The sequence below is a fragment of the Paracoccus sp. 228 genome (genome assembly GCF_000967825.1).
In the GTDB taxonomy this organism is placed as follows: domain Bacteria; phylum Pseudomonadota; class Alphaproteobacteria; order Rhodobacterales; family Rhodobacteraceae; genus Paracoccus; species Paracoccus marcusii.
This window is the reverse complement of sequence record NZ_JYGY01000008.1, coordinates 39365-66326: the sequence shown is the minus strand read 5'-3', so window position 1 is coordinate 66326 and position 26962 is coordinate 39365. Positions and strand designations below refer to the sequence as shown.

Sequence of the window (26962 nt, the reverse complement as noted above, 5' to 3'; positions counted from 1 at the left end):
GATGCGTATGCTTGATGGACAGACAGCTCTTGTCACCGGGGGAAGCCGCGGTATCGGCGCCGCACTGGTGCGGGGTTTGGCCAACGCCGGGGCAGATATCGTAATCGCCGATCTGCCAATGCAGGACAACGAGGCCGCCGCGATAAAAGCCGAGGTGGAGGAGTTGGGCCGTACCTGCCGCTTGGTCCACATGGATGTGACCGACGAAGCAAACGTAAAAGACGCTATTGCCGAGGCCGGGCGCATCGATATCCTCGTAAACAATGCAGGCATCCTTAAAGCCATGACGCTCGAGCATTTGGACCAGAAGACCTGGGACGCGCATTTTGACGTAAATGCCCGTGGTGTCTTATTCGTGACGAATGCCGTATTACCGCAGATGCGCGAGCGTAAGTCGGGGCGGGTGATCAACATCGCCTCGCTGGCCGCGCGACAGGGTATCGCAACCGAAGGGCATTATGCCGCGACCAAGGCCGCGGTCGTCACTCTGACACGGGTCTATGCCCAAGAGGTTGGTGCCGACGGCATCACCGTCAACGCGATCTGTCCGGGTATTATCCTAACGGAGATGGCGAAGAACAAGCTGGTAGGCGAAGATCGCGACCGCTGGACACAGGCAACCTCGCTCAAGCGCTTGGGCGATCCTTCGGATGTGGCGGGTGCGGCGATCTTTTTTGCATCGCCGCTATCAAATTACGTGAGCGGCCAGGCGCTTAACGTCTGCGGCGGTCTCTACTTTCACTGAGGTGACCAACACCGATGGCACGGTTCGGGAACCGGCGCAGGCAGTCTTGCAGCAGTCCGGTTGGCTAAGGGCCACCGGCTTTGTGCGAACTTTATGACTGCTTTGGCGGCATCGTTGGTCTGATTCAGATTTCTAGATCAGATCCAGAATGACCCTCCAAGGGCACGATGCCTGCCAAGCCAAGAAACATCACAGCGGTCGGCATCACTCGCCTCGGTGGTCTACCCGCCTTAGTGGGATCTACCCTCAGGGACAGTTTGAAAATCCGACAGGAGATAACCTTAGGTGCCGCGCTTTGGCACTGGTGATCAATCGCCTGGCCGGCGCCGATGCACTGCCGGATGTCCGCGACCGGGCCGAAGTCATGCTCAACCGCTATGGCCCAAATGCGTGAACCACACCAACAGGAGAAAAGAATGCAAGAGACCGATAAGTTCTATATCAACGGTGCATGGATCAAACCACATGGCCGCAACACCCATGCGCTGATCAATCCAGCGGACGAAACGCTCATCGCCCAGATCCCCATGGCCGATGCAGAGGATGTTGATGCTGCCGTCGCCGCCGCCCGGGTAGCCTTCAAAGACTGGCAGTTTACCTCGCGCGAGGAGCGGCTTGTATTGCTGCGGCGGCTGCTGGATCTTTACAATGCGCGTTACGACGACATCGCGGAACTAATGACCCGGGAAATGGGCACGACGCTCGGCTTTTCGAAGGCGGCACAAGCTTGGGTGGGGCGCGCGCATCTGGAAGTGGCCATTGACGCGCTGGAGCGGCTGCAGATTGAAGAACTGCGCGGCACGACGCTGATCTCGCTAGAACCTGTTGGGGTCTGTGCGCTGATTACGCCGTGGAACTGGCCTATGAACCAGCTTGTGGTCAAGGCCGCCCCGGCGCTGGCGGCAGGTTGCACGATGGTAGCTAAACCATCCGAGTTCTCGCCGCTGTCCTCGATCCTTTTTGCAGAACTCGTGCACCAGGCAGGTTTTCCCAAGGGGGTGTATAATCACCTTACGGGGTACGGCGAAACGGTGGGTGAAGCGCTCGCAGCACATCCAGACGTTGACATGGTCTCAATTACTGGTTCCACCCGCGCTGGTATCGCCGTAGCACGAACCGCGGCTGAGACGGTCAAGCGGGTGGCTCAAGAACTGGGCGGCAAGTCTGCAAATATCATCCTGCGGGATGCCGATCTTGAAAGCGCAGTGAAGGACGGCGTCGATGCCTGCTATGTCAATTGCGGTCAGGCCTGCCGGGCACCGGCACGAATGCTGGTGCCTGCCGAGCGTATGGAGGATGCCAAGCGCTACGCCCGCGAAGCTGCTGAGGCCCATTCGGTAGGTGATCCGGAAACTGATGTGGCCTTGGGTCCGGTCGTTAACAAGGCTCAGTTTGACCGCATTCAGTCGTTGATCCAGTCCGGTATTGACGAAGGCGCTACGCTGGTAACCGGCGGCACCGGCCTACCGGAGGGTCTAAGCAAAGGCTTCTATGTCAAGCCGACGGTCTTTTCCGATGTGAAGCCCGGCATGACGATAGAACGCGAGGAGATCTTTGGTCCAGTCATCGCGCTTATCCCGTATGATACCGAAGAAGATGCAATCCGCATCGCCAATGACTCGGTCTATGGTCTGTCCGCGTATATTCAGAGCGCCAATCTAGAAAAGGCGCGCAATATCGCACGCCGTCTGCGCGTCGGCTCGATCTGGATCAACGGTGCTGATTGGGATGCGCGCGCACCGTTCGGTGGCTACAAGCAGTCAGGCAACGGGCGCGAGCATGGTGAATGGGGCTTGCACGATTACTTGGAAGTAAAGTCGACCGCCGGCTGGACATAACGATAGATGGTTCTCGACGCGTATTGAGATGTGCAGCGTTTCCAAATGTTGCAGAAGGATGGTTGCCAGTCCTTCTGCAAGCTTGGTTATGATTCCAAATACCGGTATATTATTCGTCACCCGGGCCCGGGGGGAGGGGCGATGCGCTGAAAAAAACGTCCCTAGTTCGACTTGCGCCGGCCTGACCGGCCGGTGCCAACTCGTTACGATCAGGCGCGTTCAAGACAGATCGCTACGCCCATTCCTCCACCGATGCACAGTGAAGCAAGGCCTTTTTTAGACCCCGAACGCGACATTTCATGCAGCAATGTCGTAACGATGCGATTTCCGCTGGCAGCCAGCGGGTGCCCAAGAGCGATGGCACCACCATTCACATTGATAGCTGCTGGATCCCAGTCCATCTCGCGGTTGACGGCAAGCGATTGTGCTGCAAAAGCCTCGTTTATCTCTAGCCGTCCAAGGTCCTTCGCCGCCCAACCTGCTATATCCAGGGCCTTACGCGAGGCCTCGACGGGGCCGAGACCCATGTCCATCGGATCAAGTGCGGCGGCAGAGTAGCTTGCGATGCGGGCCATTGGCGTCAGGTTCAACTCGAACAGTTTACTCTCTGACACGACCAGGACCGCAGACGCGCCATCGTTAAGTCCCGAGGCGTTGCCAGCCGTGATCGTACCTTCACTGTCGAAGGCTGGGACCATGTCAGATAGCCTTTCCAATGTTGTCTTGCGTGGTTGCTCGTCGAGGTCGACGGTTCGATCCCCCTTGTGATCCGACACAGTGATGGGCGTGATTTCCGAATCAAACACGCCCGAGGCCTGGGCAGCGAGTGCCTTTTCTTGCGAAATGAGAGCAAAGCTATCCTGTTCCTCTCGAGTGATTTGATAGCGCCGGGCAAGGGCCTCGACCGTCATTCCCATGTGGATGTCATTGAAGACATCCCAGAGACCATCAACAATCATCATATCTTTCGCGCTCATGTCGCCCATCTTGCGCCCAGTGCGGGCGCCCGGCAGCAGATGGGGAGCTTCTGTCATGCTGTCTTGCCCACTAGCAAGGATGACATGCGCGTCCCCAGCACGGATCGATTGCGCAGCAAGGTGAATGGATTTCTGTCCGGCGCCGCAGACCTTGTTGATGGTCATGGCGGGGACATGGTTGGGGATGCCCGCCCAGATCGCGGCCTGACGCGCCGGGTTCTGACCCGCGCCACCCTGAAGAACCTGTCCGGTTATCACCTCGTCGATGATGCCTGGGTCGATGCCCGCATCCTCGATCACGGCGCGCATCACCTGCGCCCCAAGCCGCGCGGCGGCCATTCCGGTATATGCGCCGCAAAGACGGGCGATGGGCGCACGGCGCGCGGCGACGATATAGGCGGCCTGAGACATGGCGGTCCTCCTTCTGGTGGTTGGACCGAATAGTACAGAGCCTACCGCCAAGCGTCCAGAGGCCAGTCAGCTCTTGTGGCAAGCTCTGAGGACGAGGCCTGAGAACTTGGCGGCCAAGGCTTCGATGTCGCCTTCCCGCCCGGACCCGATCCAGAGGAAAGAATAGAAGAAGATCCCCAGCAAACCCTTGATCTCATCAGAATCCATGGGGCGAAGCTGTCCGACATCCCGCGCCTCGTTCATCACCCGCTCCCACAAACGAAAATAGTCGCCGTGAAGCCGCAGGACGCTGCGCCGGACCTCGGGCGATAGCGCATGAACTTCACGGAAGCAAACGGTCATCTGCGCATTATCCTGAACCACGGCGCGCATGAGCGATAGCGAAAGCGCTTGAATGCGCGCCTTGGCGTCAGAGTTTCGCGCAAGGATCGTTCTGGCATCGGCAAGAAGTTCCTGGAGGTAGACTGTCATGATGTCGAGAAGCAGCGCCTCTTTCGAGCGAATATGGTGATAGAGAGCACCTTTGCCATAGCCCGTTTCAGCACAAAGCTCGGCGGTCCCGACGCCTGCGTAACCTTTTGATGCGAACAAACGGGCAGCGGTTTTCATGATCGCGCGCTTGCTCTCGCTAATCTCGGGGGCAGGGGCATGCATTAGAGTACTCTCATCTGAAATTGTCCGACCGTTCTATCATCGGGCGACCGGTCGGACCAGAGGCAATGGCGCCGCAGGTGCGGCGCCTGATCCCATACTTACAAAACCAGCGGAAGCAGGGTGATGCCGACCCCGAAGATGACAAGTGCCACTAGCATCATGACTGCCGTATAGCCCAGAATGTCGCCCGCGCGCAGCCGCGTGACCCCGAGAAGCGGAAGCATCCACATCGGCTGTAGCCCGTTCGTCAATTGATCGCCGTAACCGAAGGCCAGGACGGTCTGACCAATATCTGCGCCGATGTCTTGGGCGGCCTGAATCAGGACTGGCCCTTGCACGGCCCATTGACCGCCCGCGGAGGGCACGAAGAGATTCACGACGGCCGCACTCAGCATGGCGAAGAACGGGAATGTGAAATCATTCGAGATCGAGACCAGCCCGTTGGCAAAGATCGCGATCAGCCCAGAGCCCGACATGATCCCCATGATCCCGGCATAAAATGGGAATTGTAGGACGACCTGACCGCAGGCGCCAATGGCATCATCCACCGCGCGGACATAAGCGATTGGTGTACCATGGGCCGCCATGCCCAGAATGAGCAGCGTGAAGTTGACCAGATTGAGGTTTAGGTCGAACCCGTTCGTCGCGAAGTGCCAGACGATGTAGCCGAACCCCACGATGATGACCAGCCAGCTGAGGATGCGAGAGTTTTCGAGCCGTGCGGCGACGGTCGCGTCGCCTTTGCGCGTCAGACTGGCATTTCCGGCGGCATCGAGCTTGGCATTGCCGCCAGCGTCCGGGGTCCCGTCCGAAGGAACTGGGTCGCGGGACACAAGCTGGCGTTCATTTTCGGGGGGCTGCATGCCCGCATAGACGAAGGGAATGATAACAAGATAGGCTAACAATGTGAGTAGATTGTAGCCGGTCAGAATGGTCTGGCTGAGCGGTACCAGGCCGATATCCCCCACGAGGAAATGGTCCGGGGTGTTGATCAGCAGCGGGGCAGAGGCGGACAGACCGCAGTTGAAGACGATGAGCCCGGAAAACCCTGCCGCGGCCGCGAGCGGGTAGTGCACTCGAATGCCCCGGTCGAGGCAGTTCTGGCTGATCTTGCGAGCCGAGATAGCGCCGATGATCAGGCCCAGCCCCCAGCTGAGCGCCCCGAAGATCACTGCAAGTACGGTGATCATCACGATCGCCTGCGTCGCGCTTTTCGGCACGCGCGCGATCCGGTCAATCCCACGTTCGACAGGTGGCGACGATGCCAGCGCATATCCGAACAGCAGGATGACGGTCATCTGCATCGCGAAATTCAGCAAGTCCCAGAAGCCCCCGTACCATAGCCCGACAATCTGGGCGGGGCCCGTCGGTGTCAGTATCAGGGCAAAGGCTGCCGTGACGCCGGTCAGGATAATCGCGAAAATGAACGGGTTAGGTATGTAAGCCCGCGTGAACGACGAACAGGTGACGCCCAATCTGTACAACATGGTTTCTCCTCCCTTTGCGACCGGATCCACCTGTGTGGACCGTTCGGTCTTGGACATGCTGTGTGCCGGAACATGGTCAAGTCAAGCTTTACCGATTGGTCTAACAAGCGATGACACCAACGAGGATCCGCAAACTTCGGTGATTCCATAGCAAAGATACAAATTAGGACACGTTAAGCTATTTAAGTCTAACTTAACGAATTTAAACGATAAATACTTCCAATTGTACTGCCCACTACTCTAATCCTATCGCATAGAACAGAAAAATTCTTGCATTCGAAAGCCCTGACCGATTAGTCCATATAGATCGGGTCGTTCAATCTGACCCGGTGGAGGGGGAGAAGTGACAGACAGTTCGGTACTCTGGCGGCCATCGGATACGGCCTTTCGGGACAGTGCCCTTGCACGGTTCGCGCAAGAATGCGGCATGGATCCATTCGACTATGAGGCGCTTCACGGCTGGAGCATCTCTGAGCCAGGGATGTTCTGGTCTCGGCTCTGGGATTTCGCGGAGGTGAAGGGCGACAAGGGAGCGATCACGCTTGAACGCGATTCTGCGGCGCCGATGACCGGGGCGCGGTTCTTCCCGCAGGCGCGGCTGAACATCGCCGAGACCCTTCTTGCAGGCGCCAATCCCAAGCGTGCAGTTGTCGAGCTGGACGAATCCGGCAGCCGGGTCGAGATGTCTGCCGATGCATTAAGGGCCGAAGTCGCCCGCATCGCGCGCGGTCTTCGCGATGCGGGTGTCATGCCGGGGGACAGGGTTGGCGTGGTCCTGCCCAATCGCATCGGTTGCCTCGTGACACATCTGGCCAGCCTTGCAGTCGGTGCGGTCTGGACGTCGTGTTCGCCCGATTTCGGTTCGGCAGGTATTCTTGACCGGATCGGCCAAGTAAATCCGAAGGTCATGTTCGTCCAGCCACACGTGCGATATGGCGGAAAGCAGATCGACCTGACTAGCGGGCTAACCGACCTTCTGCACCAAATCGGTGGCTTGCACGCGGTCGTCACGATCGGCGACGGCGATCTCCAGGCATCCGTTCCCGTCACATCGTGGGAGGATTTCGGCACAGACGGCCCGTTGGTCTTCGAACCGCGCGCTTTCGACGACCCTTGCTATATCCTTTACACGTCGGGCACCACCGGCGCGCCCAAGGCCATTGTTCACCGAACAGGGGGCGTTCTGCTGCAGCAACTGAAGGAGCATATGCTCCATGGCGATCTAAGGCGCGGCGACAGCTTCATGTGGTACACGAACACCGCATGGATGATGTATCACTGGGCCGTCGCCGGGATGGGCTGCGGCGCGACCACAGTGCTGTATGACGGAGCGCCGGTGCTGAAAGGCGCTGACGGGCTTGATTGCAGCCCGCTATGGCGGGCGGTGGAAACCGAGGGCCTGACACATCTCGGCATCTCGCCCAAATATCTGTCCACGGTGATGGAGCAGGGCTACCGCCCGGGCGAGGCGCACGATTTGTCCAGCCTGCGCTGGTTGATGTCGGCGGGCAGTCCCGTGTCGCCGCGGCAATACGACTGGATGTATGACGCAGTCAGCGCGGATATGGGCTTTGCCTCGATTTCGGGTGGGACCGAAATCATGGGCTGCTTCCTGCTCGGGTCTCCGCTGCACCCTGTGCACCGTGGCCGACTGACGGTGAAGGGGCTGGGCATGGCCGTCAACGTCTTCGATGAGCGCGGCGCGCCTGTGCTGGGCCGCCCGGGCGAACTGGTCTGCACAGAGCCTTTTCCGTCCATGCCAAGGACGTTCTGGGGGCCGGACGGGGACGCACGCTATCGCAAGAGCTATTTTTCTGAGCGCGCAGAGATATGGACGCATGGCGACCATGCCACGCTTTACCCCGACGGCACGGCCGTGATCCACGGCCGGTCGGACTGTACGCTTAACCCTGGCGGGGTGCGCATCGGCACGGCCGACATCTACAACGTCTGTGCGCAATTCCCGCAGCTTGAGGATTGCATCGTTTTTGGCCGGCCGGTCGAGGGGGACGAAGAGATCGTCCTGTGCATCAAGATGGCAGGCGGCGCAAAAGCCGAACCGGATTTGGCCAAGGCGATCCGCAGCAGATTACGAACCGAGTGTTCGCCGCGTCACGTTCCCAGTGCGATCTATGCGGTGGCCGACATCCCCATGACGGTGAACGGCAAGCGTGTCGAAGGGGCCGCCCGTTCTATGGTTGTGGGTACCGCGCTGGCAAACCGCGGTTCGCTGGCCAATGCCGATTGTCTTCATGAGTATGCCGCATTGTCGGAAAGGGTTGCCCTATGAGGCCTCATGCTGCAATCGTCGGTGCAGGATCGCTTGCACCGCAGCGCCGGACCGAGGGCGCGTCGACGCTTGGGATGCTGGCACGTGCGGCCAAAGCCGCTCTTGACGATGCGTCGATGGAAAAGGCCGAGATCGACGGGCTGCTTGTCGGTCCTCAGGTCGGCGAAACGCCGCAGCATGTCCCGGCGACGGTATCGGAATATCTGGGCCTTCAGCCGGCGATGTCGAATGTGGTAGACCTTGGCGGTGCGTCCGGGCCTGGGATGGTCTGGCGTGCCGCCGCCGCCATTCAGGCTGGCATGTGCGAAACCGTGCTGTGCGTCATCGGCAACCACCGCAACGCAGAAGCGTCACGTAGCCCCAACCGCAACCCCATCCGCGAGTTTGACGTGCCGTTCGGTGCCTCGGGGGCGAACGTATCTTATGCGCTGCTCAAACAGGCGCACATGGCGCGTTATGGCACCACCGAAGAGGATTTCGCGCTGATCGCCCATTGGGCACGGGCCAACGCCCAGAAATGCCCCGAGGCGATCTTTCATGGCAGCCCCGCCAGCGTCGCCGATGTTCTGAATTCGCCAATGATCGCAAGCCCGCTGCGCCTGTTCGAGATCGTCATGCCCGTGGCGGGTGCCGAGGCGGTCATCGTGACGACAGCAGAAAAAGCACGGGGGCGGCGGGCCGCATGGCTTTTGGGTGCAGGAGAAAAGATCACCCATCGCGCCGTCAGTCAGGCACCCGATCTGACATCGGGGCCCCTCAAACCTGCGATGGAGCGCGCCTTCCGGCAGGCAAGGGTTAGCGCGGATCGGATGTCGCTCTTGTCGCTGTATGATTGTTATACGATCATGGTAGCCACGACGCTGGAGGATGCGGGACTTTGCCCGCCGGGCGGCTTTGGTGCGTTCATGCGATCCAACGATTTCAGTCATTCGGGTGACATGCCGTTGAATACGCACGGGGGCCAGCTTGGCTATGGCCAGCCTGATCTGGCAGGAGGCATGACCCATGTCACCGAAGCCGTCCGACAGTTGCGCGGCACCGCCAAGGGCCGGCAGATCGCGAACCCCGAATTCGCGCTTGTCACGGGCAACGGCGCCACCATGTCCGAAGCCGTGGCCCTGGTTCTGGGAGTTGAAGCATGACCGATCTTGCGACGTTGAACGTGCCCGGACCGACCGTCACCCCCCTTACCGCGCCTTTCTGGCAGGCCGCCGCCGAAGGGCGGCTGCTGATCCAGCGCTGCGGCGCCTGTCGCAAGGCTGTGTTCTATCCCCGCGAGATCTGCCCGCATTGCTGGGCCGATGCGCTTTCATGGGAAGACGCCGGTGGTTCGGGTCGATTGAAGTCCTTCAGTATCATCCACAAGCCCGGACATTCGGGCTGGAGCGTGGCGACACCCTATACCGTGGGTTTGGTCGAACTGGCCGAGGGGCCGACCATGCTCAGCCACATCCTGACGGAGGACCCGCAGGTCGGCATGGCGCTGACGCTGGCTCCCACAGATATCGGCGGCCGGGTTTTGCCGTGCTTTCGCCAGACGCAACCTTAACAGCAGGAGAATACCATGATCGACAAGAACGGATGGACCGGCACCATCAACGGCATGCCGAAGGAAGGCCAGTCGGCCGAGCGCAGCCGCACCACCCGGATGGAAGACATTCACGCCTTCACGGACATGACCGGCGATCGCAACCCAGTGCATTACGACGAGGCGTTGGCCAAGAAGACCTCGTTCGGCAAGCTGATCGTGCAGGGTGGGGTGACAACGGGTATCCTGAATGCCTGCGTGGCTGAGGACCTGCCCGGACCGGGGACGGTGTTTCTGAACACCAATCTAAACTTCAAGAAGGCCGTTGGCGTCGGTGAGACCATCACCGGCCGTGTCGAGGTAATCAAGGTGCGCGAGGACAAGCCGCTCTGCACTCTCAAGGTGACCGTGACCGATTCCGAAGGCGCAATCTGCGTCGAGGGCGAGGCCACCACCTATACGATGCCGCTTGAAGGGCTTTGACCATGACGGGCACCCGGGCCATGCCGCAGGCCAGTGAACGCTGGCGGATGCTGGCGATCATCTGTCTCGGCGTCGTCGGGGTGCTTGCGACATGGTTTTCGGCCACGGCCATCGTGCCCGAGCTGATCAGCGAATGGCAGCTGTCATCGGTACAGGCGGCTTGGTTGACGAATGCCGTGCAGTTGGGGTTCGTAGTGGGCGCGTTGGGGGCATCGCTTGTCAACCTTCCCGATATCATGCCCATGCACCGTCTGATGACAGGGGCCGCCGTCTTGGCGGCCCTGTCGAATGCGGCCCTTCTGGTGGCTGGACCGGACAGTGCGGTCCTGGCCCGTTTCGTGACAGGCCTCGCGCTGGCTGGTGTTTATCCGCCCGCACTCAAGCTGATGGCCACGTGGTTCGTGAAAGGCAGGGGCCTTGCATTGGGGTTCCTGATTGGAGCGCTGACCTTCGGCTCGTCCATGCCACATCTGGTGCGCGCGGTCGCGGATGACATCAACTGGCATGCTGTGGTTTGGGCGACTTCGGCGACGGCGCTGATCGGCGCGATCCTGTTTGGTCTTTTGGTGCGCGAGGGGCCGAACCCGTTCGGCCGGGCAACCTTCAACCCACGGCAATCTCTGACGGTCTTCACGAACCGCGCGCTTCTTCTGGCGAATATCGGATATTTCGGCCACATGTGGGAGCTTTACGCCATGTGGGCATGGATCCTTGCATTCGCAGCAGCGGCAGAAGCGGGCGTGCAACCATTTCCTTTCGGCTCGCCCTCAATGCTAAGCTTCGTTGTGGTCGCATCGGGCGTGATCGGATGCCTTATCGGGGGTTGGCTGTCCGATCGGATCGGACGGTGCCTGACTTGCGCCGGAATGATGATTGTCTCCGGTACATGCGCGATGCTGATCGGGTTCTTTTTCGACGGACCTCCCCTTGTGTTAATGCTACTAGCGGTTGTTTGGGGTGTTACTGTGATCGGAGACAGCGCCCAGTTCTCGACTGCCGTAACAGAGCTTGCCGACAGTACCTTTGTTGGCACCGCGCTGGCCCTTCAGATGGGCATTGGCTTTGCGTTGACAGTTGTATCGATCTGGGCCCTGCCACTTATTGCAGAGTGGATCGGAGGGTGGCAGTGGGCATTTTTATTCCTAGTGCCCGGGCCAGTCATTGGTACATTTGCGATGCTTGCTCTGCGTGCGCGAACAGAGGCGGTCAAAACAGTGCGCGCCTAATTGAAAATTATTTTCGTAGCCTGATTATGAAAATTACACCATCTGTGGCTCGGCGTTCTTTAGCGCCGGGTATCCATGAATTGCGGATCGCCGCTACTAAGTTAAGCAGACGGTACTTTTAATCTACCAAATAACCGATGTGCGCACACAGTGATGTGCACGAAAATACTATTCGAGACTTATAAGCGGATATAAAGTCTGGGTTGCATTATAGGAAAATAAGCGGATGATAACCTTACCACAAGGGAGAGAGCATAATGAACTGGTCTACTTCACGAGACGATCTGCTGGCGAATATCGGCGAGTTGAACAAAATCGCACCAGAGTCCGTTGGTGCTTACATGCAGGCCAGCGGCGCAGGGGCAAAGAGCGGCCATCTTGATGAAAAAACAAGGCAGCTAATTGCCATCGCAGTTGCGATAACGACCCGCTGTGACGGATGCATTTCGGTGCACTCCAAGGAAGCTGTAGCAGCAGGCGCGACACGAGAGGAAATTGCAGAAGCATTGGGCGTTGCCATGTCGTTGAATATGGGCGCGGCATTGGTGTATTCATCACGCGCGCTTGATGCGGCGACAGAGTTTGGGGCAAAAGAGAAAGATTGATTGCGGAGCTTAAGGTGACTTAACGCCATTAACTCTGTCAATGGTAATTTAAAGCCATGGCAGGCTCATAAACCGGAGCCGAAGCTGAACTATCGTGCGAGGAAGAGCCTGCCGTCGCGTCGCCTTTTACGGTTGATGGTAGTTTTTGGTATGTTAAGAAGAATAAGATGTCGGACCCACCTGGGTCAGTTCACTTTGATAAAGTTTTTTAACCAAGCCTTTTTATGCACACACTATCGGCCGCCATATACGGCCCTAGTTCTCTCTATGTTGATACTCTGCTTTGTGAGCTACTCCCCGAAAATCGGACAGTGACGGAAGCTACGATCTGACGTTTGCTGGTCTCCAAGAACGAGGAGATCAGAAATGCGGAAACGCAGAAACCATGACGCGGACGCGGCGCAGCCTCTGCATTATGGCCAGCGATGCGCATCCATTTTTGCCGCGGGGGGAAGAGAATGTGCTTCGGCGGAAGACTCCGCCTCCGGGGAAAGACGTAGTGCTTGCGACCGCGCAGTATCAGATGCCGAACCTGAAGAATGTGGACCTGTCCTGGGCAGTGCGGCTGCCTGCGGATCATCGCTCGCTGCGGGCGATCGCAGAGGCTCAGGTCGGTGATCCTGTGCGGCTGGTGAACGAAGGCGGAGCCTGGCTGATCCATGATGCTCACGGACGTTCTTTGGGACGCATGGCACGGACATGGTCATCACCCGATGGTCTGACCCTCCTTAGAGGAGAGATTGGTGCCGTAGTGTGCTGGCGCAAGGCCGACAACAAGGAGGAATTCCGCGCCCACCTGCGCCGGGACACATGGGAAGCAATATGTCCTGAGCTGGTGTATGGGTAACATCCAATCGGAATGTGTGCCTGCTATCCGTGTAGGAAACTTCGTGCATTACGACGCTCGGAACACGGTTTGAGGTGGCCTCGCCGCAGAGATCTCCCGGCACTTGATGAACCTGCTGCTTGCGTAATCGAGGCTCTCTTGCTCCAATACTTCCTTGTGGGAACGAAAATACGGGCAGCATCACAGGCATGAGCACCTTGGTTGATCACTGGCGGCGGTTGATAGGCAGCGTCCACCCAGATGATGCCCCGTTTTTGTCCTCGCGGCCACACTCCTTCAATCTGGATTGGCCGCCGCCCGCCTATATTGGGGACGTGGACAACGCACCTGTGGTCCTGCTGATGATGAACGGCGGATACAATCCGGAAATGACACCCCGGGAGTTTGCGGACGCCGGAGCGATCGAGCGGTATCTGGACATGTTGCACAACCCCAGACCGGTAAAACCGAACGACGTGTCTCCGTATTACGACACGGCGAACTATGGGGGATACATCGCGAACGGGCGGATGGTCTTGGTCAACGCACTTGCTTACCGGTCAGGGAAGCTCTCAGAAGAGCGACAGAATAGGATGCTGGCGGATATTCTGCCCAGCACGCTTGTCCATAGAACTTGGCTGAAAGAGACGGTCATTCCGCAGGCGATAGCCGGAGACCGCGTTGTCATCGCTCACCGCAATGGACTGTGGGATCTCGACCGATATCAGTTCGACCACCCGAACATAATCTTCTCGCAGGAGCGCAGGGCAGGGCGGGTTTCGTCTGGCAGCCCGAACTTCGCGCGACTGTCACCAGAGGTTATTCGCATTATCTCAGGTGATTATTAGTAGCCTGCTTCTAAAAGCGTCTCCAGGAGAGCAGCATTGCAGCCAAGTTATATTCCGATTTCCCAGGTTTTCAGCCAAGATCAGCGATTTACTGTGCCACTTTTTCAGCGGCCCTATGTCTGGAGCAAGGCAGAACAGTGGGAGCCGCTGTGGGATGATGTGCTTGGTGTCCTAGATCGCTTGAAGGCGAGAAAGGGCGATGAAATAGTCGCGAGCCATTTCTTGGGGACCATTGTTCTCGAGCAGAAGCCTACTGCGACGGGGAGCCTGCCCCGACGAGAGGTCATCGATGGTCAACAGCGACTAACTACGCTCCAGATCCTTTTGAAGGCCGTAGAACATGCGATCGATTCATGTGTCCGTTCCGGTGACGAAGCTATCGACAAATCAATCGCACTGGCGAAACGGCAGATTGCTAAGCTGACATCCAACGATGCCGTTGAGGAGGAGATATACAAGGTCTGGCCCACGAACGAGGATCAGGCACCATTTAGGGACGTTATGGACAGCCATGCCAGTGAGGGACCATCCGATTCCGGGCGCATGGCAGATGCCTACACCTTCTTTTATACTGCGGCGAAGCAGTTTATCGGAACGGGCGCCCCGGCGGAAATGGCGGGCATCTTGTCCGAGGCAGTTCGCAACTACATGCGGCTTATCGTTCTGGACCTTGATCAGGGAGATGAGCCGCAGGCCATCTTCGAAACGCTGAACGCCCATGGCACGCCCCTTCTGCCGGCGGACCTCATCAAGAACTGGTTGCTTTGGGAAGCCGCGCGGCAAAAGCAGGATGCCGGGCCGCTTTACGAGGCTTACTGGCGCCTGTTTGATCGGGATCATCACTACTGGCGCGCCCGGGTCGGGACCGGACATGCGGCTCGGGCGCGGGTTGATACATTCTTGCAGAACTGGCTCTCCAAGGAGACCGGCGAGGCGGTGTCTGGCAAGCATCTTTACGATCGCTTTCTCCGATATGCCGAGGGTCTTCGTGCTAAGGATGCTGAGGGCTTTCAGGTAAAGAGTCTGATGGCATCGATTCATGCCGACGCACTTCGTTTCGCGAAGATAGATCAACCAAAGGGAAATCGGCGTTTCGACCTCTTTCTGGAGAGGCTGACCCGCTTGGGGATCATCGTCTTTCATCCGTTGTTGTTGGAGATCATGTCCCGCAACGAGAGAGATCCACAGGACGCTGATGCCTTCGCGGAAATGCTGGAAAGCTACCTCGTTCGCCGTCTGATATGCGGAGCCCAGACAAGAAGCTATGGCACCCTCTCTCTCACGATCCTGAAAGCGATCAAGGCAGTTAGCGATCAGCCGACGAGCCTGGTTCTACGTGAAGCTTTGGGTGCTTTGGACGGTGCCGACGAATGGCCGTCCGACGAAGTTTTCCGCCGCAACTGGGTCGGGCGTCAGTTCTATGGCTATTTCAAGCGCGACAGGGTGCTGATGGTTCTCCAAGCGCTTGAGCACAGGTATCAGAGCAGGAACGGGAAGGCCGAGCCTCTGATGTCCTTTGACTGGTCACAACTGCAGATTGAGCACATTCTGCCGCAAGCTTGGGAAGCCCACTGGCCTCTGCCTGAGGGCCTTACTGCTGAAGAGAGAAGGGCCAACATTCAAGGTATCGGTAACCTCACGCTGGTGAGCAAAAAGCTTAATCCTAGCCTATCCAACGCACCGTGGTTTGACTCTGACGCAGGAAAGCCAGGCAAGCGTAGCGGCCTGAATGCCAACACCATGCTAATGATCAATCGAAAATTATTGGATGAGTGCAAGAGCGGCTGGTCCGATGATGCGATCAATATACGAGCCGAGCGATTGGCCCTGGATGCGAAGGATATATGGCCACGCTGAGGTCCTCTATCTGCTGAAAATTCCAACCTCATCCGCAAGGTCCTGAGTGGCCTGACTACAACCAGCAAAGAAATCGGGACGCTGCGCACTCATGGGCGAATTCTCAAGGAGGTTAGAAATGAACATCGAATGCGTAATGGCATCAAAAATCCTTGCAGGGAAACAGATCGATCCGGACAGCTTCAGCATCGCAGATTTCAACATCGCAGAGGCGGCTGACAAGATCGACCAGCTGGTCTCGCCCGACCCGGCCCGGCCACGATACATGCGCGCCGACGTGCCCGCAGGCTGGTATCGCCTTCTTTCCATGGCGGTCGGGGCGGCATATTGGCGCGCAGGACAGGAACTGGGCGCATCTATCACGCTCATTCAGTGCAAGGAGAAGTTCGGCGAACTGCGGCTGCTCTTCACCACCCAAGGCAGCGCCACGCTAAAGGCTGACATTGAGGCGATCACCGCTTGGACGCGCAGCCAATCTACGACTGTCTGCGCGGCTTATGGAACGCAGGCTGAGATGACCCATGATGGGTGGATCATCCCCCTCAGCGACGAGGCGATCGCACTTCGCGCGCGCGATCTCATAGCTTTCAGGAAGCAGACGGCGGCGCCGGCTCGCTAAATATCCACTGCGTAGCAGATCTGCGAGCGTGAACTTGAAAATGCGCTTCAGCCCGGCGGCATAGAGCCCGATGATCTTGTCATCCATGCCGTCAATGCGGGTCTGGCCCTTCTTCACCAGCTCCGGCTCAAAGCTGCTGTCGCGGTCACGGGGCACAGCCACCGGCAACTCGCCGTCCCGGCCCTTCAGCACCTTTGTCGACGAGTCGTTGCGCCGGTTCGCCTGGCCCGGCGGCGCGTCCTTGCCCTCCTCATAGCCTAGATGCGCGGTCAGCTCCGCGCCCAGCATCCGCTCCATGAGCCGGATCTTCAGCTCCTTCATCAGCCCGGCATCGCCGAGCAGATCCTCGGGGCGCTCAACGCCCTTCAGCAGTTCATCCAGAAGTTCCTTGGAGATCGTCATGCATGCTTCCTTAATGAAGCATGGCCCGGATCACTCATATACAGAAGATCGGACAATCTCGACACGTTGGGTGCCGTCGTCTGCAAACAGATCGACCGCTTCTCCTCATCCGTCCAAAACCGCTTAGTCCGACGCGCCATCACGCAACCAAAGTGTCCACTATCCCATGGTGGACACTATCGATCACCCACTACGAGAGGCAGTGCCGCGACGCCGGACGCTTACTTGTATTCGCACCCACGAATACGGGCAGAAACTCGATGCCCGCTGCCTCCTGAACGACACGCAGGCCTTGGTTCTCAAGGCCGGGCAGACACAGCTGGAAAGCGCCTGATGCCGCTGCTCTATAATTCCTCCGCTCCTGCAGGCAGCGATGGGCAATGGTGGGGCGCAGCTGTTCGGCGCGCTCATCAAAGCTTCTCCATTCCCGCCTCCAGCCACGCAGCAAAGGCCGCCTCGGTCACATCGCCCGAGGCAAGATCCTCCATCATGCGAACGCCCTCTACGGGATCGGGGCGGAAGCCCAGGCCGTTGAGGCGCAGGAAAGTCAGTGCGGTCACAAAGGCCGCGCGCTTGTTGCCGTCGACAAAGGCATGCGCCTTCGCGATACCGTAGGCGTAGGCTGCGGCAAGCTCGGGCAGAGAGGGCGTGCCATAGGCCGCTTGGTTCAGCGGGCGTGCGCAACCTGCCTCAAGCAGGTTGCGGTCACGCATTCCCGCTGCGCCGCCGTGCCGGGCAATCTGGCGGTCGTGGATGGCGATGACGGCGGCAAGCGGGACCCAGGTTGGGCCTGTCACGCCAACGCTGCCAACAGGTCGCGGTTCTCGTCCATGACGATCTCGGCCGCCCCGAGCGCGGCCATGACCTCGGGGTCGTGGGCGGTGATGCGCAGCGAGCCATCATCTCCGCGCAGCACGAACAGGCTGTCGCCTTCCTTCACGTCCAGCAACGCGAGCATCTCGGTCGTCAGCGTCATCACGTTGGAGTTGCCGACCTTGCGAACCTTGCTGTGCATCATAGCAAAACCTCTTGTATCACATTCGTATATACGTGCTGTTTGCACTTGCGTCAACAGGCTCAAGCCCTTGCCCTACGGATGGTTTTTCTGGTCATGCTCCGAAGAAACGGGCTAACCGGCATCTGGCATTTTGTGGCATCACTGACCAAGCATCTGAATGTGCTGAGTGAGCAGTCGTAGACAGTTGCAAGCTCCTGATCAGGAGATGACCTGCCCGTTTTTGTCACCCTGTGCGTCTAAGTCGAAGTCGTTGCGGCCGGAAAGTTATTTGCTGACGTATTTATTGGTGCCGGCCGCAACACGCTCCTCCGTCAGCCGCCGACCCAGATCGTGGAGCATGTCGCGCAGCCGCTTGGGGGCGAGAACCTGAACCTCGCCACCCCAGCGGGCAAGGTGCCAAACCATTTCCTGCAATCCGCCTGCGCGGAAGCGGACGATCAAGCTGCCGTCAGGCTGCGGTTCGTGCGTGGCGGTCGGGTGAAAGCGGTAGGTCGCCGCATCCCGCGACACCTTTGCCGAAAAGTGCCAGACGATGTCCTCTGGCGGTTCCTGCCAGACCCCGAACGAGTTGTGGGCATAGCTCTGCAGACTGAAACCATCAGGTTGAGTGAAGGCGTCGCCGGTGATCTCGACCTTCTCGAAGCCCGACAGGGCGAACAGCCGCACCGCATCCGCATAGTCGCTGAAGGCAACCAAATACTGCCGTCCCTGCCCCAGTAGCATGCCCAACGGGCCAAGCCGCGTGTTCCACGTCAACTGCCCCCCGCGCGTGCGGTGAGAGACGATGATCCAGCAGCCGTGCAGGATGGCCTTGCGAAGCTGGGCCATGATCGCGGGATCTAGGCTTTCATGCGGGCCGGGACGCAAGGCGACACCGTCGGCCTCCATCAGCGCCTCGATGTCGGGATCAAGACGGGCACGAAGGGGCCGGTCGACCGCGCCCACGACGCGGTCGGACAGCGTCGCCAGCATGTCGGCGGTCTCGGCGTCGCCTTCGCGGCGCAGGACCTCGGCCGCGCGGTGGAGGGCGCTGATCTCCTCAGCGCGGATGGCCGACAGGCGGCCCAGCGTGCCGTGCGGCAGCTTCAGGCGAACGCGGCGGGTGTCGGGGTCGATGGTTTCCTCGATCTGCGGAAAGGCGCGGATCAGGGCCTCCTTCATCCGCTGCGCGGTGCGGTGGCCCTTGCCAGACTCTTCGGCGATGTCGGTCAGGGTGATGCCATCGGCGCTGGCCTGCATCCGCAGTGCGAGCCGCATCAGCACGTCCAGCTTTTCATAGCGGAGGTCATCGGCCATCGGGCAGTTCCAGCATTTCCAGCGTTCCGGCATTCATCCAGTGAATGCCCACCCGGCGCACGGGCCGCCCGAGTGCCTGCGCGGCGGCATCGGCATAGGCGGCAAGCTGCGGCCAATAACCGCCGAAATCGCCGCCGCCGGTCTTGTGATCGACGATGACAAGGCCCTCTGGCCCCTCGGCCAGCAGATCGATGACGCCGTTCAGCTGCGCGCCTTCCGGAAGGTCGATCTGGATCGGCAGCTCGAAATTTAGGTCGGGAAAGCCCTCGGCCGCCAGGCGCTCACGCAGGCGCGTGGCCTGCAATCCGATCTGGGCCAGTGTTCCGGCATCAAGCCCGGTTGCCTTGGGCAGGCAATCGGCCATGTCGGGACGCTGCGCCAAGGTGCGGAAGGCAAGATGCCAGGCTGTGCCGCGCGCCGTGGCCTGCATCGTCTCGGTGCCAGCAAAGGCGGTCCCGAGTGCGACAACGTGTGGCTGCCCCGGCATTGCCCGTGCGCCCTGATGCGAGGGACGCTGCCGCCACGGCGTCATCGGTGCGGTAGGCGCCGGACGCAGATGGCCGAAGCGCAAGGCGTCCGGCTCACGCTGCGACATGTCGCCCGGTTCCGGCGCGCCAGCCGCAGACAGGGTGGTGCGGCAGGACATCTGCTGTCCACCGATGGTCAGGTTCTGCAGGGCAATGGTCAGCCCGGTTTCATCCTTCAGCAGTTGTGCCATGAAAGGAGCGGGATCCTCGTCCTTCAGCGCTCTGGCAAACTGGAAGTTCGGCCACTCCAGGATCAACCTGTCCCGGGCGCGGGTCAAGGCAACGTAGAGCAGGTTGCGGGCAGCCTCCAGCGCGGCGGGCAGGCGGTCCTCGAGGAACGTCTCCTGCCGCTCGGGCACATCCAGTCGCGGTGTGTGGATCAGCCGCACCATGGAAAGCACCGTGCCCAGATCACCGAAGTCCGCGAACTCGGCCGTGGTGGTGCCCGGCCATTCGTCGATCTCGCGGTCCAGTTCCGCAATAACCGTGATCGGCCATTCCCGGCCCTTGGAAGCGTGCCATGTCACGATCTCGACCCCAAGCGCCGAGCCCGAGGAAGGGTCGGGATGGCGGTCGAAGTCGCGATCGGCCTGGGCGTCCAACCAGCCCAGAAAGACCTTCGGCGACCAGCCGTAAAAGCCCGCAGCAGCCTTCATGTCGGAATGGGCGGCATCGAACTCGGCTGCCTCGTGTTCCAGGCGGATCAGGTCGGCGCGGGCCTGCGCGCTGTCCGGCAGATGGTCGGCCCAGTCCAGAAGCCCCGCCGTGTGGTGAAGCCGCGGCATAAGCACCTCCATAGGCGCCGTGCGCGCCAGCGGCGCCAGTTCAGTCAAGGGCGCAAGTTCGGGCCGGTCGGTCAGCGTGCCGTCCACCAGCGCCGCCATTGCCACGTCCAGGGACAGGGCAGCAGGTCCCAGTGTCAGGAAGCACAGCGCAGCGTGGCTGTCGGCGGGATCGGCGACGAAATTCAGCGCATGCCGAGCCGCAGCCACGATGCGCGAGGCCGACCAGCCCTCGCCGCTGATCCGAACGGGCAGGCCGAACTCGGTCAGCTTTGCCGCATAGGCGGTGGCGGTGGTGTGGCGCATGACCAGCACCGCGATGTCCGAGGGCCGGACCGGGCGCAGTTCGCCGGTATGACGGTCGGTGACCATCTCGCCATCGTCCAGAATGGCGCGGATGCGGCCGGCGACATGCTGTTCGGGGCGGATCCTGCTGCGACGTCCGTCCTCGACCACGATCGCCTCGAGAAAGGTCTGGCCGGTTTCGCAGCGCGTCGGCGCAAGGCTGGTGTAGCGATCCCCGAACAGCCCCACGCCCATCCGGTTGACAAATCCCATGATGCGCGGATCGCTTCGCCAGTTACGGGTCAACGGGTCAACGTTGTTCGGAAAGGCTTCGACCAGTGCCTGCGTCAGCCGCGGATCGGCGCCCTGGAAGCCCATGATCGACTGCTTGATGTCCCCTACCAGCAGCGTGCGCGGCGCGGCGGAAGCCAGTCGCCAGAGCAGCGCGAACTGAACGGGGTTGGTATCCTGGAACTCGTCCACGATGACGCAATCGACCTCGGCCAGAACGGCATCGAGAACCGGGGCATTCTTGCGCAGCAGGCGCTCGGCCTCGACGATCATGTCGGAGAAGTCGATCACGCCAAGGCTGCGCTTGCGATCGGCATAGTCGGCCATAATTGCCTGCGCCCCGCCGATCAGGCAGCGCAGATGCAGCATCGCGTCGTCACGCGGTCCAGGATGATCGACGATGCGCGCCGCAGCGGCCATGACGGCTTCGGCATGTGCATCATAGCCGGGGGGCGTAGGGCAGCCGCGCTTGGTCATGCGCAAGTCGCGGAGCTTGCCCCAGAGCTTCCAGTCGTATGAAAGCCGGTCGGTCTCGACCGCTGCGCGCAGGTTCGCCAGATCCTTGCGGAAAGTCTCCAGCGGCCCGCCCTTGAGGTCTGGCAGGTCGGTGCAGCCCTTCGGGAACATCGCCAGCATATCCCTAACGGCCTGCCGAAGTGCGGCTTCGAACGGCCCACCGCTGTCGGCGGTCTCGCCATGGATGCGGTGCAGGCGTTCGCAGGCGGCATCGATCAGCGCGGGATCGGCGCCCGCATCCCCCAAGCCCCGCAGCAGGTCGATCATGCGGAGGACGGCGCTGCGAAAGCCGTCCTCCACCCCCGCCGACCAGTTTGCCGCGTAACCGTAGCGTTCGGGGTCGGCCATCACGGGGTTAAGCACCTCACAGCGCGCCAGCGCCTGACGGATCAGAAGGTCGCGTTCCGCATCCGACAGGTGGCGCGGCTGCGGCGAGGCTCCTGCGGCAAAGGCGTGTTCGGTCAGGATGCGCAGGCCCAGCCCGTGGATGGTCGAGACATAGGCACTCTCGACCGCCAGCGCCGCGTCAATCATGCCGGCATCCAGCAAGCTGGCACGGATGCGCTCCCGCAACTCACCCGCTGCGGCCTCAGTGAAGGTTACGGCCACGATGCGGTCGGGACGGACAACTCCGTCGCGGACCCATGCGGTCAGCTGTTCCTTTATGCGGTAGGTCTTGCCGGCCCCGGCGCCGGCGGGAACGATGATCAGGTGCTTCATTGGGGATTCCCGACAAGGAAGGCGGCGACGATGGGACTGTCGTTCAGGGCGTAGGCGGTGAACTTCGCCTCCTTCCGAAAGAACTCTTCGTCCCCTGTCTTGTTCAGGTGAATGGTGCCGGCACCAACCTCGGCCAGTCGCCGGGTCAACATTGCAATGGCCTCGGCGGAGATGTCAGTTTCAATCCCTTCCATCCGCGAACTCTCACGTGACGTCAGGCCGTGATGCAGAACGCCACCGTCGCGTAGGAGGTGATAGGCGACTCCGGGCGCCACGTCCTGCGGAATGGCCTCCAAGCCGTCACCTTCACTTCGGATCGGACGTTCCAGCATGGCGCGGTAAAGTCCCAGTTGAAGGTCCCAGCCGGTGTTCATGCGGTCACGGCGCGCACGCGTGCCCGAGGACTTGTGATCGACGATCAGCACCTGACCGTCGGCCAGACGCAGGATGCAGTCGACCTTGCCGTGCAGCGTGATGCCATGCGCCTCGCCGTGCAGACGGATCTCGGTGCCGAGGATTTCAGCGCCCTCCTCGGCCAAACGCTCGCGCCAGTGCAGCGCCGCACGCAGGATGTCGCGGCGCAGGGTATCGCGTTCAAGTCTCCAGCTCGCGGCCAGCAGAAAGGGCGCATGGTTACGAATGGCGGCTTCCAGATGCCAGTCGAAGCTGTCGGTGATCGCATCGGCCGTGCAGACCGGACCTACGGGAAACAAATGCTCCAGAACCTGATGAGCGATATTGCCCTTGATAAGCACGTCGGGTCCGTCGGGGGCCCATGGTGTGTCCTGCGCCCCGGCCTCGGCAATGATCCAGGCTAGGGGGCTAACCAGCAGCTTTTCCAGGCGGCTCGGAGTTTGCGGCAGGACGCCCCCGTCATCGTCGCGCCGCAGCGCCAAAAAATCGCGATTCAGGGTGAGCACACCCTTATCGGGGATTGCAAGACCGGTATTGCGTCGCGCGATCTGCCGGTGCGCGCAGGGCCACCGCGTGGTGTCGCGCAGGTCGATCACATCGGCAGCGACGGTGCGCGCGACCAGTGACAGCCCGGTGGTCGGCTGCAGCCGCGTTCCGCGCCCGTCACGATAGGGACAAAGGAAGGTGATGGATTCCGATGCTGCGGCCAATTGGTGGCGGAACAGATCAAGCGTGCGCTTCAACTGCTGCGCCCGGCCCGGCATCGCCAGCCCCGTCGCATCGACAATAGCGGTCAGCTCGCTGTCGAGGAAGAACGGATCGTTTGTGACGGGCGACGGATAGTTGTTTCCCGCAAAATCCGCGACGATCAGGTGACGGCAGTTCCGCCAAGGAACCTGATCCGCAGGCATCAGGGCCACGCCCTCGACCATGCGGGAAGGATCAGGCAAAGTTGCGGCCCCGCAGGTTGCAGTGCGCAGCAGCGTATCCCAGTCCAGCGGATCAGCGGTCAGTGCCTTGATGGTGCGGATTCGGGCACGAAGAGATGCGGCGTAAGACCTCATGGCCGCGGCGTTGGTCAGGCACTCGGCCAGAACGTCCAGCTTGAAGCAGAGCTGTGCGACGCTTTGAGCACCGCCGCGCAGCGCCTGGTGCAACTTGGCAGCATTTCCGGTCAGCCCTGCGGCCGCTCCGCGCCAGTTGCCGCCCATGATCTCGCGCGCAAGCAGGTTGCCAGTCGCCGCGTCCCACGGCATCAGGGGCGAGGCATACAGGCTTGCCCGTGCCATGCCCGGCTGCAACGGACCAAGCACCAGCAGCGCGTGCAGCAGCGCCTCGCCAGCAAGATCCCGGATGGCAGGCTCGGCATATCCGGTCAGCGGCACGCCCGCCTCGTCAAAGGCGCGGGCCAGATGCTTCATCCCGGCAGGAGTTGCCAGCACGGCGATGTCTTGGGGCGCCGCGCCTGCTTCGATCAGAGCCTGTGCTTGGGCGGCCGCGAAATCCGCCTGCTCGACCGTGTCGCGCACACCGTAGAACGTCAATGTGCCATCGTTCTCGCGCCGGTCTACCCCTGCCGCGAATAAGTTGCGCTGCAAATGGCCAAGGCTGCCTGGATGCGCGGGCACGGCGTCATCGAACGGCACGCTTCCATGCAACTCCGCAAGGCGCTGCATCAGCATGCGTTCGACGGTTGTGGCGTGCGGGTCAGGCCGGTCGAGCACAGGAAGAGGCTCCAAGAATCGGTCGACTTCCAGCGCATGGCGGACCGGCCAAAGCTCCTCCGGCAGCGCCTCGCCCATGCTGCGCCACAGGTCCAACAGCCCCTGCAGGTGGCTCCTCGCCCGCGAAGGAGCGAGGGCAGCAAGGTCCACCTCCGGCCGCAACTTCGTCGTCGCCATCATCAGCCGCCGCAGGGCATATTCCACCGCTGCTGTCGTCTCTGCCGGAGCGACGGCAAGGCTGGCTGACCAAGGAGCCTCGATCGCTTCGAGAGGCAGGCGCCATTCCGGCGTGCGAGGAGCGAGACAGGCTTCGGCCAGTAGGCTTGCTGTAAGGGGGCGGGATGTACCGGTTCTGGGGTGAATGGTAGTCAGGGGAAAAAGGCGCATATGAAACCTGACGGACGAGAATGGGACAAGCCTAGGGCACCGCGGCACCCGGTCCAACAGTTTCCTGTGTCAGGGTGACAGTTTCGGACGTCGCACAAGTCGTCAGCGGCAGAACATCGGGAGGAGGCACGCCCGAGAGCCGCAGGGTCAGGCTTATCGGCGCCGCAGGTTAGCACCTTGTTCTTCGGCTTGCGCTGCCACACAGCCATGACCGATGCCCCTGGCGGCAGTCTTACTGTTCGCTTCACAGCAGGCGGGATTGAGGAGATGTACGACCATCTTATCCGATGGGGTGATCGGGTGCGGATCATCGCACCCGAAAGCTTGCGGGCGACCCGGCGGGACAGGATCGAGGCTGCCGGCCAAGCGCTGCGAGATCATTAGGCCTCGGCCAGTGCCTCTTGGTGCTTGGGCGGCAGGCAAAGTGCGTCCCTGATCGCGCCAAGCGCTTCTAGGCTGCTCTTTCCTGCGATCAGGTGGTCAAGGGGATCTACCACCAGACGCTGCACGTCCGCCTCATTCGTCAGTGCGTCGAGCGGGACTGAAAAGAACCAGTCTTCGCACCGCTCTCCAATCCAGCGGAAGCCATCGCTGTTATAGCGCTCAGCAACCCCATCATCATCCATATCCTCGGCTTCGCCGCCCGCGTTTGGGAAATCGGTGCCATAGGAAAAATTCCCCTCCTCACCAACTCCATAGCCGATCAGAAGCTTCGCCCGTTGGCCATGGCTCCATTCAAGTTCTGAGGCATCACTGGTCAGCTGAAATCCTATGGATATCCAGCTCGTTACTCTGGCTTTCGCGCGATTGCTGCTCCAGAAGGCAAAATGGCGAACCCACAGCGGCTCGATCCAGCCATTATCTACCTGCGCCTCCCAATCTTCGTCGGTGATAATTTTATCCTGAAATTGCTGCATGATCGAGCTCCCGATCACGTCGCCCACTGCCTCCAGCGCGTTTACTGTGTCGAGCATGTTGCGAACTGATTGCCAGATTACTTTATCGCTCATTGTTAAACCTTTTCAGTTAAGAATGTATTTGCTTGCCGGAAAGCGCCACGTTGATTGAGGCACGGGGATAAGATCCCGAAAGCTGATTGAATTAAACTTCAGGCATCCAGTTCCAGGCGAATCCAGAGCTGGCCAACCCTGCATGGTCCGGGCCTTAGGCGTGTTGGTCAGGAACTGGTGGACTTGTTGCGACCATGCAGTCAACGGACCATCTGGCTGCTGCTTCAGAGCCAACATATCTTTGGCCACAGCTTGCCATGTGCGCGATAGAACTTGAGTATCATGCTCAGCGCAGGCGGCCACTTGCACCGCATGGTGCTTTTCAAAGCCTAAGACAGTCAATGTCTTTACCCTGCGCGGTGCTCTACCGATCAGCTGCCGATGCTCTTCGCTACGATAGACCCAGTTCGATACCGCACCAATCTGGCGCTCAAGCTGACCAGCTCCTAAATAAGCACCCCATTTCACCTCAATGATGTGACAGTCTTGTCCATCACATATCACTACGTCAGGCTCCACACGTTGCCGCTGGCCTTCACGGTAAAACCGGGGCCATAGTATCATTCTTGCAGTAGAACTGAGCTCCAGCTGGAGCAATGCCTTCAAAGCTGCGGCTCTTGACCTGACATCCATGAAGTCCAAAGCACCGAACACGGTCGATGTAATCAGGTCTTCACGTGGCTGCTTGGCGACGCCCTTGATGACACGGTCTAGCCTCGCTTTCTTATTGTTCAGTGCATGTAGCATCTCGGGTTTCCTTTAGCTTTTAGCCTTTCTATGCGGTTGGAACGTCAGATTCGGACGTGCTCTCCGAGCGGCGCCAACCGGCTGGTTACAAGGTTTCCTTGACACGACAGGCTCTTGCCCTCTTTGCCTGTTTAAATGCCACAAAAATATTATTGGTACAGGCGTGTCATTTCGTTGAGCCGTGAGACGAGGTGGACGTGGCCGGCATTGGTGGAGAACGTTTGGACTTGCGCCCCCCCCATTCCAGGCAAGTCCGATCAGAGACAAGGCCTCATAAACAATCGTTTCTGAAGGTGCCAGAAAAGTGTAAGTTTTGGCTATATGTCTTGCAAAACCGGACCTCCGTTGCGGCCAGCGGCAAAGTCTGGTGACGGGACGGAGCTGCCGTTTGATGTGGCTATCTCAATGTCTGCTTTGGCATAGGGATAGACGGTCCAATATTAGTGATC

The 26962-nt window shown here is 60.2% G+C and carries 23 protein-coding genes; 12 read left to right on the top strand and 11 right to left on the bottom strand.

Annotated elements, in window-relative coordinates:
• Nucleotide 1: 1 nt before the first annotated feature.
• Complete coding sequence (locus tag SY26_RS18825) at nt 2-745, top strand: SDR family NAD(P)-dependent oxidoreductase (RefSeq protein ID WP_052715387.1); 744 nt, start codon at nt 2-4, stop codon at nt 743-745.
• Nucleotides 746-1161: 416 nt separating this feature from the next.
• Nucleotides 1162-2583: an aldehyde dehydrogenase family protein gene (locus SY26_RS18820; RefSeq protein WP_046001825.1), complete on the top strand. Its 1422-nt coding sequence runs from the start codon at nt 1162-1164 to the stop codon at nt 2581-2583.
• A 209-nt stretch (nt 2584-2792) separates the two neighbouring features.
• Here SY26_RS18820 and SY26_RS18815 read toward each other — a convergent pair whose 3' ends face one another.
• The 3 genes from SY26_RS18815 to SY26_RS18805 all read right to left on the bottom strand — a co-directional run bounded on the left by SY26_RS18815 (nt 2793) and on the right by SY26_RS18805 (nt 6169).
• Nucleotides 2793-3971, bottom strand: coding sequence for an acetyl-CoA C-acetyltransferase (locus SY26_RS18815; RefSeq protein ID WP_046001824.1), 1179 nt, complete (start codon nt 3969-3971; stop codon nt 2793-2795).
• A 66-nt stretch (nt 3972-4037) separates the two neighbouring features.
• Nucleotides 4038-4580 carry a TetR/AcrR family transcriptional regulator gene (locus tag SY26_RS18810; RefSeq protein ID WP_198143226.1) on the bottom strand — a complete coding sequence of 181 codons (543 nt, stop codon included), beginning with the start codon at nt 4578-4580 and terminating at the stop codon, nt 4038-4040.
• A 143-nt stretch (nt 4581-4723) separates the two neighbouring features.
• Nucleotides 4724-6169 (bottom strand): short-chain fatty acid transporter, encoded by a 1446-nt coding sequence (locus SY26_RS18805; RefSeq protein ID WP_198143225.1) that lies wholly within the window; start codon nt 6167-6169, stop codon nt 4724-4726.
• Between the two features lie 286 nt (nt 6170-6455).
• Here SY26_RS18805 and SY26_RS18800 point away from each other — a divergent pair, with 286 nt between their 5' ends.
• The 9 genes from SY26_RS18800 (at nt 6456) to SY26_RS18770 (ending at nt 15775) form a co-directional block, all read left to right on the top strand.
• Nucleotides 6456-8402 (top strand): acetoacetate--CoA ligase, encoded by a 1947-nt coding sequence (locus SY26_RS18800; RefSeq protein ID WP_046001821.1) that lies wholly within the window; start codon nt 6456-6458, stop codon nt 8400-8402.
• Nucleotides 8403-8476: 74 nt separating this feature from the next.
• Nucleotides 8477-9544, top strand: a complete 1068-nt coding sequence (locus tag SY26_RS18795; RefSeq protein WP_198143224.1) for a thiolase family protein — start codon at nt 8477-8479, stop codon at nt 9542-9544.
• Entirely contained in the window at nt 9541-9951 is a 411-nt protein-coding gene (locus SY26_RS18790) for a Zn-ribbon domain-containing OB-fold protein (RefSeq protein ID WP_046001819.1), read from the top strand. The genes SY26_RS18795 and SY26_RS18790 overlap by 4 nt, the downstream gene beginning before the upstream one ends.
• 15 nt (nt 9952-9966) lie before the next feature.
• Nucleotides 9967-10413, top strand: a complete 447-nt coding sequence (locus SY26_RS18785) for a MaoC family dehydratase (RefSeq protein ID WP_046001818.1) — start codon at nt 9967-9969, stop codon at nt 10411-10413.
• 2 nt (nt 10414-10415) lie between these two features.
• Nucleotides 10416-11639 (top strand): MFS transporter, encoded by a 1224-nt coding sequence (locus tag SY26_RS18780; RefSeq protein WP_046001817.1) that lies wholly within the window; start codon nt 10416-10418, stop codon nt 11637-11639.
• Between the two features lie 257 nt (nt 11640-11896).
• Nucleotides 11897-12244, top strand: a complete 348-nt coding sequence (locus SY26_RS20725) for a carboxymuconolactone decarboxylase family protein (RefSeq protein ID WP_084693947.1) — start codon at nt 11897-11899, stop codon at nt 12242-12244.
• 499 nt (nt 12245-12743) lie between these two features.
• Entirely contained in the window at nt 12744-13091 is a 348-nt protein-coding gene (locus tag SY26_RS21345; protein WP_157020541.1) for a hypothetical protein, read from the top strand.
• A 188-nt stretch (nt 13092-13279) separates the two neighbouring features.
• Nucleotides 13280-13918, top strand: coding sequence for a hypothetical protein (locus SY26_RS18775; protein WP_046001816.1), 639 nt, complete (start codon nt 13280-13282; stop codon nt 13916-13918).
• A 36-nt stretch (nt 13919-13954) separates the two neighbouring features.
• Entirely contained in the window at nt 13955-15775 is a 1821-nt protein-coding gene (locus SY26_RS18770) for a DUF262 domain-containing protein (protein ID WP_046001815.1), read from the top strand.
• Between the two features lie 430 nt (nt 15776-16205).
• Here the strand turns inward: SY26_RS18770 and SY26_RS21980 are convergent, their stop codons facing one another.
• From SY26_RS21980 to SY26_RS18735, 6 genes are all read right to left on the bottom strand, one after another.
• A complete protein-coding gene (locus SY26_RS21980) occupies nt 16206-16796 on the bottom strand; it encodes a transposase (RefSeq protein WP_046001813.1) in 591 nt (196 codons plus the stop codon).
• 410 nt (nt 16797-17206) lie between these two features.
• The gene (locus SY26_RS18755) at nt 17207-17593 is read right to left on the bottom strand and encodes a type II toxin-antitoxin system death-on-curing family toxin (RefSeq protein ID WP_046001812.1); all 387 of its coding nucleotides are present in this window, start codon (nt 17591-17593) and stop codon (nt 17207-17209) included.
• Nucleotides 17590-17814, bottom strand: coding sequence for a MazE family transcriptional regulator (locus SY26_RS18750; protein ID WP_046001811.1), 225 nt, complete (start codon nt 17812-17814; stop codon nt 17590-17592). The genes SY26_RS18755 and SY26_RS18750 overlap by 4 nt, the downstream gene beginning before the upstream one ends.
• 264 nt (nt 17815-18078) lie before the next feature.
• Nucleotides 18079-19110, bottom strand: a complete 1032-nt coding sequence (locus SY26_RS18745; protein WP_046001810.1) for a YafY family protein — start codon at nt 19108-19110, stop codon at nt 18079-18081.
• The gene (locus tag SY26_RS18740; RefSeq protein ID WP_046001809.1) at nt 19100-22231 is read right to left on the bottom strand and encodes a UvrD-helicase domain-containing protein; all 3132 of its coding nucleotides are present in this window, start codon (nt 22229-22231) and stop codon (nt 19100-19102) included. Before SY26_RS18740 ends, SY26_RS18745 begins: the two co-directional genes overlap by 11 nt.
• Nucleotides 22228-24573: a PD-(D/E)XK nuclease family protein gene (locus SY26_RS18735; RefSeq protein WP_198143221.1), complete on the bottom strand. Its 2346-nt coding sequence runs from the start codon at nt 24571-24573 to the stop codon at nt 22228-22230. Before SY26_RS18735 ends, SY26_RS18740 begins: the two co-directional genes overlap by 4 nt.
• Nucleotides 24574-24933: 360 nt before the next feature.
• Here SY26_RS18735 and SY26_RS22250 point away from each other — a divergent pair, with 360 nt between their 5' ends.
• Complete coding sequence (locus tag SY26_RS22250) at nt 24934-25140, top strand: WYL domain-containing protein (RefSeq protein WP_084693944.1); 207 nt, start codon at nt 24934-24936, stop codon at nt 25138-25140.
• Here the strand turns inward: SY26_RS22250 and SY26_RS18730 are convergent.
• Both SY26_RS18730 and SY26_RS21340 read right to left on the bottom strand, forming a co-directional pair.
• A complete protein-coding gene (locus SY26_RS18730; protein WP_046001808.1) occupies nt 25137-25766 on the bottom strand; it encodes a hypothetical protein in 630 nt (209 codons plus the stop codon). The genes SY26_RS22250 and SY26_RS18730 overlap by 4 nt on opposite strands.
• 12 nt (nt 25767-25778) lie before the next feature.
• On the bottom strand, nt 25779-26513 hold the full coding sequence (locus SY26_RS21340) for a hypothetical protein (protein ID WP_157020540.1): 735 nt from the start codon (nt 26511-26513) through the stop codon (nt 25779-25781).
• Between the last annotated feature and the right edge of the window lie 449 nt (nt 26514-26962).